At 60.8% G+C, this 11,737-nt stretch carries 8 protein-coding genes; 5 read left to right on the forward strand and 3 right to left on the reverse strand.

Annotation, left to right across the window (positions count from 1 at the left end):
- Positions 1-90: 90 nt before the first annotated feature.
- From UB23_RS12210 to UB23_RS12220, 3 genes are all read right to left on the reverse strand, one after another.
- The gene (locus UB23_RS12210; RefSeq protein ID WP_045059560.1) at positions 91-1,218 is read right to left on the reverse strand and encodes a CaiB/BaiF CoA transferase family protein; all 1,128 of its coding nucleotides are present in this window, start codon (positions 1,216-1,218) and stop codon (positions 91-93) included.
- Positions 1,219-1,364: 146 nt separating this feature from the next.
- Positions 1,365-1,724, reverse strand: a complete 360-nt coding sequence (locus UB23_RS12215) for a hypothetical protein (protein WP_045059561.1) — start codon at positions 1,722-1,724, stop codon at positions 1,365-1,367.
- Complete coding sequence (locus UB23_RS12220) at positions 1,693-3,354, reverse strand: GMC family oxidoreductase (RefSeq protein WP_045059562.1); 1,662 nt, start codon at positions 3,352-3,354, stop codon at positions 1,693-1,695. Before UB23_RS12220 ends, UB23_RS12215 begins: the two co-directional genes overlap by 32 nt.
- 210 nt (positions 3,355-3,564) lie before the next feature.
- Here UB23_RS12220 and UB23_RS12225 point away from each other — a divergent pair, with 210 nt between their 5' ends.
- The 5 genes from UB23_RS12225 (at position 3,565) to UB23_RS12245 (ending at position 11,728) form a co-directional block, all read left to right on the forward strand.
- The gene (locus tag UB23_RS12225; RefSeq protein WP_045059563.1) at positions 3,565-4,614 is read left to right on the forward strand and encodes an AraC family transcriptional regulator; all 1,050 of its coding nucleotides are present in this window, start codon (positions 3,565-3,567) and stop codon (positions 4,612-4,614) included.
- 215 nt (positions 4,615-4,829) lie between these two features.
- Complete coding sequence (locus UB23_RS12230) at positions 4,830-6,659, forward strand: DUF1302 domain-containing protein (RefSeq protein WP_045059564.1); 1,830 nt, start codon at positions 4,830-4,832, stop codon at positions 6,657-6,659.
- Positions 6,660-6,690: 31 nt separating this feature from the next.
- Entirely contained in the window at positions 6,691-8,055 is a 1,365-nt protein-coding gene (locus UB23_RS12235; protein ID WP_045059565.1) for a DUF1329 domain-containing protein, read from the forward strand.
- Between the two features lie 127 nt (positions 8,056-8,182).
- The gene (locus UB23_RS12240) at positions 8,183-9,259 is read left to right on the forward strand and encodes a WD40/YVTN/BNR-like repeat-containing protein (RefSeq protein WP_045059566.1); all 1,077 of its coding nucleotides are present in this window, start codon (positions 8,183-8,185) and stop codon (positions 9,257-9,259) included.
- A 27-nt stretch (positions 9,260-9,286) separates the two neighbouring features.
- Entirely contained in the window at positions 9,287-11,728 is a 2,442-nt protein-coding gene (locus UB23_RS12245) for an efflux RND transporter permease subunit (RefSeq protein ID WP_045059617.1), read from the forward strand.
- Positions 11,729-11,737: the final 9 nt, after the last annotated feature.

Consider the following 11,737-nt stretch of genomic DNA (forward strand, 5'->3'; position numbering starts at 1 on the left):
GTAGGAGCTGTCGAGTGAAACGAGGCTGCGATCTTTTCAATCGCATTTGAATCCCACGCAAAAGATCACAGCTCCTGCACGCGTTGTTGTTCAAGCATGAGTCAGTCGTTCAACCTGCGCGTCGCTCAATCCGGTTTTTTGCAGGATCTGTAAGGTGTGTTCCCCCCGCTTGGGTACCGCGCCGGCTGAAGAGGGCGTTGACGAGAAGCGTGGCGCCGGTGCCGCTTGCAGCACGCCTCCTTCGCGCGAATACACGCCACGCTCGAGCATGTGCGGGTGGGTCAGGGCTTCGGCGGGTGTCAGCACCGGGGCGAAGCAGGCATCGCTGCCATCCAGGAGATCGACCCAATGCTGGCGCGGTTGGCTGGCAAATACCGCGGCCAGGCGTTCACGCAGGGCGCCCCACAATCGCGGATCGTATGGGCTTTTGAAATCCACGTCTTCACCCAGGCCAAGCTTGTTGAACAGCAACGCGTTGAACTGCGGTTCAAGGGCTTGCACGCTGATGAACAGCCCGTCGGCGCACGCATAGGTACGCGCCCAATGCGCGCCATCGAGCAACCCGCAACCACGCTCCAGCGGCTGTTGCCCGGCCGAGTGCGCCGACAGCAAGAGGTTCATCAGGTTGGCGCTGCCATCGACGATCGCCGCATCAACGACCTGACCGATGCCGTTGGTACCGGCACTGATGATCCCGGCCAGAATGCCCATCGCCAGGTACAGCGCGCCACCGCCCAGATCGCCCACCAGGGTTGGCGGCGCCATCGGTGGCTGGCCAGCCTCGCCGCTGAACCACAGGGCGCCGGACAGCGCGATGTAATTGAGATCGTGGCCGGCCGCTTGCGCCAATGGCCCGTGCTGGCCCCAACCCGTCATGCGTCCGTAAACCAGCCTTGGGTTGCGCGCCAGACAGACGTCGGGACCCAGGCCCAGGCGCTCCATGACGCCCGGGCGCATGCCTTCGATCAGCGCGTCGGCGCCTTCTATCAGGCGCAGCACCGCGTCGACGGCGTCAGGGTCCTTCAGGTCGAGGGCTATCGACTGTTTGCCACGATTGACGATGGCGTGCTTGCCAAGGTCGAGCATGTCGCCGTCCTTGGTGCCGGCACGTTCGACCAGAATCACCTCGGCGCCCATGTCGGCCAGCAACATGCCGCAGAACGGCCCTGGGCCGATGCCAGCAATTTCGACGATGCGAACGCCGTCCAGTACACCCATGTGAGTACTCCTTTGGATCAACAGAAATGAGGGGGAAGGTCAAAAGATCGCGGCCTTCGGCAGCTCCTGCGGGGGGCGGGACATCCACGTTGTAGAAGCGTGGACGAATCCGTGCAGAAGCTGGCGAAGACCGCCATTTTTTGCGGTTAACGTCGCGACAACAGGCCCGCCATCACGGCGTGCAAAACCACGGCGGGCCACAGCAACAACCCAGTGCTGACAAACACGCCGACATACGCCAGGTACAACGCTATGGCCCCGTTGTAGAACAGCATCGAGCGCATGGCGGCAATGCTTTGCGGTCGCGGCCAGCAGGCAATGCCGAGGCCGATGAGGGCCAGGCCGAAGAACCGTGCAAACAGGTTGGTCACTTCGGTTGCCACAATGCCCAACAACAGATGGCTGAACAGACCGGGAGTGAGCAGCAAGGCCACGCCGGTGGCAATTTCCACCACGACGCAAACCGTCAGCAGCTTATGCGGGGTGATGACGCGCGCTTGATTCATGATCGTCCTCCAATGATTCAGCGGCGCTGGCGGCACGCGCGTGCCGAATGAATTCGGCGGCTTTTTCACCGATCATCACGGTGGCCGCCGTGGTGCTGCATCCAATGATAGTCGGCATGATCGAGGCGTCGACCACTCGCAGGCCCTCAAGGCCGTGGACCTTCAGGCGGGCATCGACGACCGCCAGGTCATCGCTGCCCATCTTGCAGGTGCCAACCGGGTGATAAAGGGTGTCGGAGCGGTTGCGCAGGACCTGTTCGATTTCTGCGTCGGTATTCATCGGTGTTTCAATCACGTCTCGAGGATTGAACGCCTTGAAGGCCTTGGTCGCCATGACTTTTGCAATCACCCGATAGCCCTTGATCAACGTCTTGATGTCGTCAGGATGGGTCAGGAATGCCGGGTCGATCAGCGGTGGAACCAGCGGGTCAGCGCTCGCCAGTTTCAGTTGGCCAACGCTTTTGGGGTGCAGCAGGCAGGCATGCACGCTCAGGCCGTGGCCGCGATACAGGGTGCGGCCATGGTCAGCAAACATGGCGATGGTCAGCGCCAGTTCAATGTCGGCCTGGGCCAGTTCCGGGGATGTCTTGACGAAGGCACATGCTTCGGCAAAGTTGCTGGTCAGCGGCCCCGTGCGCCGACGCCAGTAGCTGAATGCGGCTTTGGTGATGTCCCAGCCCCCCGCCAGTGACAGGCCGATCAGGCGGCGTGAATTGACCCGGTAGGAGTGCACGTAGTCAATGTGATCCACCAGGTTGCGGCCCACTCCGGGCAATTCATGCACCACCGGGATATCGAGTTTGAGCAAGTCGTCGCTGGGCCCCACCCCGGACAGCAACAGCAGCTGGGGAGAGTTGAACGCACCAGAGCTCAGAATCACCTCATGGCGCGCCTGCACGCTGCGTTTCACCCCGTTTTGCACGAAATCGATGCCCACTGCGCGTTTGCCGTCGAACACTATTCGTGTGGCGTGGGCATGGGTTTCGATGTGCAGGTTCGTCCGGTGGCGATTTGGCGTCAGATAGGCTTTGGCCGCGCTGCAACGCTGCCCGTCTTTTTGCATCACCTGCACACGACCGAAACCTTCCATGCTCGCACCGTTCTGATCGGGACAGGGCGGGTAGCCCGCCTGTACGCCGGCTTCGACGAAGGTTTCGCCAAACGGATTGGGCGAGGAGTGGAAGCGCACGTTGAGCGGGCCGTTCTGCCCGTGCAGCTCATCCTTGAAGTGTTCGTTGTGCTCGGCGCGCTTGAAGAACGGCAGTACGTCCTGATAGCCCCAGCCGTGGTTGCCCAGTGCTGCCCAGCGATTGAAGTCTTCGGGATGACCGCGGTGATAGGCCATGGCATTGATCGAAGAGCTGCCGCCGAGGGTCTTGCCCCGCGGCTGATATCCGATACGGCCGTTCAGACCCGCTTGCGGCACTGTCTGGTACTGCCAGTTATTGATCGAGGTGGGCACCATGGCCGCGACACCGGCGGGCATGTGCACCAGCACATGGGGGTCAGGACCGCCAGCTTCCAGCAGGCACACCGAAACGTCCGGATCTTCCGACAGGCGACTGGCAACCACGCAGCCGGCAGCGCCAGCGCCAACTACGATGTAATCGAATAGCGTGTTCTCGTTCATGCGTTCTTCTCTTTGTTCGATGCACAACTTCAATGCATTGTGGGGAGAAGAGCGCAGCGCCACTGGTCAATAGAATCAATTCGACGGTCACTGCGACAGGTGACTATCGCGCCAAGCACCGGAACATCAGGCACGAGCCCCCTGTCGGTGATTGACCTGATACCGAACACAGAGCGAGTATCGCCACTCTCAACCCTAACAGGCAGGCCCATGTCAGGTTCGAAAATGGATACGCCCGGCCACTCGGTATCATCGAGTGAAGAGACTCTGCAGCCCACGACCATCGGCAGCTACACAGTAGCCATTGCCCGGGCGCTGGAGGCCAGTGGCGTGGACAGCAAACGGATCTTCACCGCGATGGGTATTGCGCTGGATGTCTCGACCGATCCGATGAACCGGGTGCCCGCCGCGACGATGACGCGCCTGTTCCGAGCTTGCGTCGATGTGACCAACAACCCGTATTTCGGGCTCACCGTGGCCAAGCACATACACCTGACTCACCTGCACGCCCTGGGCTATTCCCTGGCAGCCAGCGGCACGCTGATGGATTTCTGTCGGCGGCTGGAGCGCTACTTCCGCCTGGTGTCCCAAGTCGCCCACGCCAGTGTCACCCAGGCTGACGATCAGGTCTCGATGCGCTTTGATCACTTGATCGGGCTAAGCAGCGAAACCGAAGATGCATTCTTCGGCTTTCTGATTCGCACCATGCGCCTGCTCTACAAGCAGGAGTTCAAGCCCGTACGAGTGGAGTTGTGCCGCCCGATGCCTCATGAAGGGGCGGGGCCTTATGAGGCGTTGTTCCGGGCTCCTGTGCTGTTCGGCCAGGCTTCGAGCCTGCTGGTGTTCAACAAGGATGATCTGGCGCAAACACTCAGCGGCTCCTGCCCGGAACTGGCACAGGTCAACGACAACATCATCATCAGTTACCTGGCGCGCCTGGATAAAAGCGATGTGATCACCGGCGTGACCCAGAAGATCATCGAGTTCCTCCCTGACGGTGATTGCACTCGGGACAAGGTGGCCAGTGCCTTGTGCATGAGCCCGACCAAGCTGCAACTGAAGCTGTCCCAACGCGGCACCAATTTCCAGCAATTGCTCGATGATACCCGCAAGGAACTGGCCTGCAGCTACCTCAGCCAGGCCTCCCGACCGGTCACGGAAATCACCTTCCTGCTGGGCTTCAGCGACACCAGCAACTTCACCCGCGCCTTCAAACGCTGGACCGGTTTGTCCCCGACGGATTTTCGTCAGCAAGGTTAAACGTGTCGCAACGGCCTCGCAACATGAGCACTTTGTCGTGCTCACGTTGCGCTGACCGATGATTTGGCGCAATTGACCGGCGACCTCCCCACCCCTCGCGATACAACAGCCTCGACCGATTCGGTCCTTGCTCTTCCGGAGCAGGGTGCGGTGCCGTAGTCGGCATTTTTCCTGAATGACTTTTCGTGAAACCACAGAGAAGGCGAGCACGCTAGATGAATAACAACAATAAGATCTGCCATCCAAATCTGCGGCGTGGGCTGCTGGCATCAGCCGTGCTTGCCGGGCTGGGACTGTCGCCTGTACAGGCGCTGGAGCTGGATACCGGCAACGAGGACTTGTCAGTACGCCTGGACAACACCTTCAAGTTCAACTACGCCCAGCGGGTCGAAGCGCCCAACAGCAAGCTGGCGAATTCGTGGAACAACAACGACGGTAATCGTAATTTTTCCTCTGGCAGCCCGGTTACCCAGCGCCTGGATGTGATGTCTGAGCTGGACGTGGTGTACCGCAAACAGATGGGTTTTCGCGTCAGCGCCAACAGTTGGTACGACCACGCCTACGATGATGTCGGCAGCGAAAACTCCGCGACCAACCAATTGAACAATGGCCAGCCCGATTCGCGTCACCTGAGCGGCTATGCCGATCGCTACTACAACGGACCGTCTTCGGAGATCCTCGACGCCTTCGTGTTTGGCAGCGTCGAGATCGGTGATGAATCGCTGTTGAGCGCCAAGGCCGGCAAGCACACCCTCTACTGGGGCGAAAGTGTGCTGGCGTTCGCCCATGGCAACAGCTATGGCCAGTCGGGGCTGGATTTGTCCAAGGCGCTCGCGGTTCCTGGCACCGAGGCCAAAGAGCTGTTCATTCCGCGCAACCAGTTGTCCAGCAGCTTCACGGTCAATCAGGAGCTGACCCTGGCGGCACAGTATTTCCTCGACTGGGACGCTGCACGCCTGCCGGAGTCCGGTACGTATCTGGGCTTCAACGACGGCATCCAGAATGGCGGTCACAACCTGTCTCTGATCGCTGCGCGTAATCCTCTGTTCGGTGTTCCGGGCCCGGCCGGTGCCAATCAGTTCCTGCGTCTCTCCAATGGTCACACCTCCACCCCTGATAACAGCGGCGACTTCGGGCTCATGGCCAAGTGGAGTCCTGCCTGGCTCGATGGCACCCTGGGCCTGTACTACCGCAAAACCTCGGACATCCTGCCCAACCTGGTGCTGCAACCCGTAGCAGTCGGATTACCGCAGTTGATTTCGGGCAACGTCGGCAGCTACAACCAGTTCTACGTGGATGACATCGACGTCTACGGTTTCAGCCTGTCGAAAAACGTCGCAGGCGTGAGCGTCGGTTTTGACCTCAACTATCGCCACAACATGCCGCTGTCCAGCGTTCCGGCCACCGTCAACCCGACACTGGGTGCGGCGAAGGCTCCCGGATTTATCGCCAGCTTCAACGGCGAAAACGGCGTGGCGCGCGGCAACACCGTGCACGCGGTACTCAACGGCCTGACGACTTTTGGCGATACGCCCCTGTGGGATTCCTCCTCATTGCTGGTCGAGCTCGGCTACAGCCGCTGGCTGGACGTAACCGAGAACAAGCAACTGTTCAAGGGGGAGGATTGGTACAACGGGGTCGACAAGGTCTCCAAGGACAACTACATCCTGGGGATGAACTTCAACCCGACCTGGTATCAGGTGTTTCCCGGCATCGATATGTTCATGCCGGTCAGCTACAACGTCGGCCTCGCTGGCCAATCCTCCGTGCAATTGGGCGGCAACAAGGGCACCGGCAGCTATTCGGTCGGCGTCGGCATGGACGTGCGCAGCCAGTATCGCTTCGACCTCAAGTATGTCGATAACTTCGGCGATTTCGATACCTGCGACTCTGCCGGCAGCGCCGGCGCGCCAGGCGATGGTGCCGCACCGGGCGCAAACGGTCAGTACAACTGCGTTCCGGGCCAGACCACTGCGTTTGCCGGCACCGTGGCCCAGCTCAAGGATCGCGGCATGGTCACTTTCACTTTCAAAACCACCCTCTGATCCTCGAGCCGTGCGTTAACAGGAGACACCCATGAATTTAATTCAATCCGTATTGGCCAGCGCCCTGGCGTTGGCGGTTGCAAGCTCCGCCCACGCAGCGGTCAGCGCCGACCAGGCGGCCAAACTCGGCACCAGCCTGACGGCAGTCGGCGCTAACAAGGCGGCTAACGCCGATGGCAGCATTCCAGCCTACACCGGCGGCCTGACCACGATCCCTGGCGCATTCAAAGCCGGCGACTCGTTCCGTCCCGACCCGTTCGATGCAGAAAAGCCGCGCCTGGTGATCACCGCGCAAAACCTCGCCCAGCAGAAAGACAAACTTACCGCCACTTCCCAGGCGTTGCTCACTCGCTACCCGAGCTATCGACTCGACGTGTACCCAACCCATCGCACCGTTGCACTGCCGCAAGCAGTGCTGGACAACACCGCGAAAAACGCCTTGACCGCCAAGACCACTGACGGTGGCCTGGGCCTGGAAAACGCCTTGCCGGGCGTGCCGTTTCCGATCCCTGCCGACGGTAACGAAGCGATGTGGAACCACCTGCTGCGCTATCAAGGGCAGGCGATGACGAACAAGTACGACTCCTGGAACGTTGATTCCTCCGGTGCGGCGTCGTTGAGCTCCACGGGCGTTTTCAACATCGAATACCCGCTATACGCGCCCGGGCGTCCGGCAGGGCCGGTCGCAGCGGATGAAACCTTCTACAAGATCAAGCTGACTTACACCGGGCCGGCCCGGCGTGCCGGTGAAGCGCTGCTGCTGCTGGACTCGGTCAATCCGCTGAAACAGCCACGCCGGGCCTGGCAATACCTGCCGGGGCAGCGTCGGGTGAAACTCGCGCCGGACCTGGCGTATGACACGCCGAACCCAGGCACTGTGGGTGCCGCAACCTACGACGACGCTTTTCTGTTCAACGGTGCGATGGACCGCTACGACTTCAAGCTGGCCGGCAAGAAAGAACTCTACGTGCCGTACAACACCTACAAGTTGAGCTACCACAAGGAAGCGGCCGACGTGATGAAAGCCAACCACGTCAATCCTGACCTGCTGCGCTGGGAGTTGCATCGGGTCTGGGTGGTGGAAGCCACGCTCAAGCCAGGCAAACGCCACATCTACAGCAAGCGCACCTTCTACCTCGACGAAGACAGCTGGATTGTCCTGGCTTCCGATGAATACGACGGCCGTGGCCAGCTGTACCGCGGTGGTTTCTCGCACCTGACCTACAGCTATGACGTACAGGCGCCGGACACTATCAACCACATGCTCTATGACCTGATATCCGGCGCCTACAACGTGAACGGTTTCTACGGCCCTTACGGCGGCCTGAAATACATCGCGCCACTGTCGAAGGCGCAATGGTCTTCCGAGTCGCTTGCGGGAACCGGTATCCGCTAAACCCCTACGCCCCTGTAGGAGCTGCCGCAGGCTGCGATCTTTTGATGTTGCACCATTAAAAGATCGCAGCCTCGCTTCACGCGGCAGCTCCGACAGGGGGCTGTGGTGTGCATACGAGATAATAATAATGACGATGATCAAGTGGTTCCTGCTGGTGGCACTGTCAGCGGCAATGGCGGTGCCGTTTACCCGTCCGGTGATTGCCGGCGACTTTGTCGATGTCCTCGATACGCCAGCGCTGCGTAGTGAATTGGCGGCGCACTCCCAGATGACCGGTCTGACCCGAGCCGGCGAGCGCCTGGTTGCCGTGGGCCAGCGTGGGCACATTCTGTATTCCGATGACGCCGGCCAGCATTGGCAGCAGGCCAAGGTACCGGTCAGTTCCGACCTGGTGGCCGTGCACTTTCCAGTCCCGCAGCAAGGCTGGGCGGTTGGGCATGATGGCGTGGTCCTGCACAGCAGCGATGCAGGCCAAACTTGGGTCCGCCAACTGGACGGACGCCAGGTCGGCCCGATCATGCTCGACTACTACCGCCAGCAGCTCGCCAGCCAACCGGAGGACGCCGACCTGCAGGCAAAGGTCGCAGAAGCGCAGCGCATGGTCGAGGAGGGCGCCGACAAGCCGTTCCTGGATGTGTGGTTTGCCAGCGAGCAGGTGGGTTACATCGTCGGTGCGTTCAATCTGATCTTCCGTACCGACGATGGTGGACTGCACTGGACGCCGTTGCTCGACCGTACCGATAACCCCGGCGCATTAAATCTCTACGCCGTGCGCCCTGCCGGTGATGACTTGTACATCGTCGGCGAGCAAGGCCTGGTGATGAAGCTGGATCGCGGCAGCGATCGTTTCATGGCGACTCGTACGCCTTACAACGGCAGCCTGTTCGGCGTCACCGGTAAAACCGGTATGGCGCTGGTGTTTGGTTTGCGCGGCAACGTTTTTCGCAGCACCGACGGCGGGACGAACTGGACCAGGATCGAGCTCGGCCTGCCCCTGAGTATCACCGCCAGCAGCGTCACCAGCGACGGCCGCATCCTGCTGGTCAGCCAGGCCGGCCATGTGCTGGTGAGCGCCGATGAGGGACGCAGTTTTCAACTCCAGGCTAACACCGTGCTGGCTCCGGTGGCCGCCGCGCAGGTGGACAGTGGCGGCTCACTGGTACTGGCAGGCACTCGCGGCCTGCGTCAACTGCCCCTCGAATAAGCCTGGCACCAATAAGAGAACAACATGATGGGTCACTACGAACTCGAAACAATGCCGGTGGTGCGCGAGCTCAAGGGCTTTGACCCGCGCTCCGGGAACCTGCTGGAGCGGCTGATTTTCAACAACCGCCTGTGGGTGGTGCTGGCTTGCCTGCTGGTCACGGTAGTGCTGGGTTACTTCGCTGCCACGCGGCTGACGCTCAACGCCAGCTTTGAAAAAATGCTTCCGCAGAGCCAGCCCTTCATCCAGAACTACCTGGCGAATCGTCAGGCCCTGCGTGGCCTGGGCAACGCGGTGCGGGTGGTGGTGGAGAGCAGCGACGGCGATATTTTCGACCCGCACTATCTGGATGCGCTGAAGGAAATCAACGACGAACTCTTCGTCACTCCGGGCGTTGACCGGGCGTGGATGAAGTCGCTGTGGACCCCGGCCGTGCGCTGGACCGAAGTCACCGAGGAAGGCTTTCAGGGCGGGCCGGTGATGCCCGACTCCTATGACGGGTCAGCGCAGGGCGTGCAGCAACTGCGGCAGAACATCGCCCGTTCGGGGATCGTCGGCAGCCTGATTGGCAACAACTTCAAATCGAGCATGATTTTCGTACCGCTGCTGGAGAAAGACCCGGTTACCGGGCAGGCCATCGACTACCACCAGTTTTCGAAAGTCCTGGAAGAGAAACTGCGCGACAAGTACGAGTTTGCAGGCGGCGCCCGTGTGACGGGGGAAGAGGGCAAGGGGCCGCTGAAGATCCGCGTGATCGGCTTCGCCAAACTGGTGGGCGACCTGATCGATGGTCTTGTGCAAGTGATGCTGTACTTCGGCGTCGCTGCGGTGATCGCCACCTTGATCATCTTCTATTTCACCCGCTGCGTGCGCAGCACCGCGCTGGTGATCATGTGTTCGGTGATTGCGGTGGTCTGGCAGCTGGGCCTGGTTGCGATGTGCGGTTTTGCCCTGGACCCGTTTTCGATTCTGGTGCCGTTCCTGGTGTTCGCCATCGGCGTGTCTCACGGCGCACAGAAGATGAACGGCATCATGCAGGATGTCGGACGTGGCACTCATCAGCTGGTCGCTGCCCGTTACACCTTCCGCCGTTTGTTTCTCGCCGGCCTGACCGCGTTGCTGGCCGATGCCGTGGGTTTTGCCGTGCTGATGCTGATCGATATTCCGGTCATCCAGGACCTCGCGATCACTGCCAGCCTTGGCGTTGCGGTTCTGATCTTCACCAACCTGGTGCTGCTGCCCGTGTTGCTGTCTTACTGGGGAGTGAGTCGCAAGGCCGCCGAACGCAGTTTGCGCGCAGAGAACAAGGAACTGCGCGGCAAAGGCATGGGTGCCCTGTGGAGCTTTCTCGACAGGTTCACCGAGCGTCGCTGGGCGACCGGCGCCGTTGTGGTGTCCGGCTTGCTGGCGGTGGGCGGGATAGTCGTCAGCCATCACCTGAAGATCGGTGACCTTGATCCCGGCGCGCCCGAGCTGCGTTCGGACTCGCGCTACAACCGCGACAATGCCTACATTACGGCCAACTATTCGCTGTCCAGCGACCAATTCGCAATCATGCTCAAGACGCCCACGGAAGGCTGTCTGAAATACGAAAGCCTGGTGGAGGCCGATCGCCTGGGCTGGCTCTTGCAGCAGCAACCAGGCGTGCAAACCACCGTTTCGCTGGTCAATGCGGTGCGGCAGATCACGGCGGGTTCCTATGAAGGAAACCCGAAAATGCTGACCATCGCCCGCAATCAGAATGTCCTGAACTACGGCGCACAACAGGCCTCCGTGAGCAGCCCGGACCTGTTCAATAACGATTGTTCGATGATGCCGATCGTGGCGTACCTGTCGGACCACAAGGCCGAGACCCTCGACCGTGTGGTCCAGGTGGCCGAAACCTTCGCCCGCGAGCACAGCAATGGCGAACGCCAGTTCATGCTGGCCGCTGGCAGTGCCGGCATCGAGGCTGCGACCAATATCGTGGTGCGCGACGCCAACCGCACCATGTTGCTTTACGTCTACGCCGCAGTGATCGTTCTGTGCTTCGTCACCTTCCGCAGTTGGCGGGCGGTAGTGGTGGCGGTGGTGCCGTTGATGCTGACCTCGATCCTCTGCGAAGCCTTGATGGTCTGGCTGGGCATGGGTGTGAAAGTGGCGACCTTGCCGGTCATAGCACTGGGGGTGGGCATCGGCGTGGATTACGCGTTGTACCTGCTGAGCGTGCAACTGGCGCAGCAGCGTGCCGGCCTGTCGCTGACCGAGGCCTACCGCAATGCCGTGGCGTTCACCGGCAAGGTGGTGGCACTGGTCGGCATTACCCTGGCCGCTGGCGTGATTACCTGGGCCTGGTCCCCAATCAAGTTCCAGGCCGATATGGGCATCCTGCTGACGTTCATGTTTATCTGGAATATGGTCGGGGCGTTGATCCTGATTCCTGCTCTTTCGCATTTTCTCTTGAGGAATCTGGGTGACAGAGCGGCTTGAGGCGATCGT

This window comes from Pseudomonas sp. ES3-33, assembly GCF_000952175.1.
Lineage (GTDB): Bacteria > Pseudomonadota > Gammaproteobacteria > Pseudomonadales > Pseudomonadaceae > Aquipseudomonas > Aquipseudomonas gregormendelii.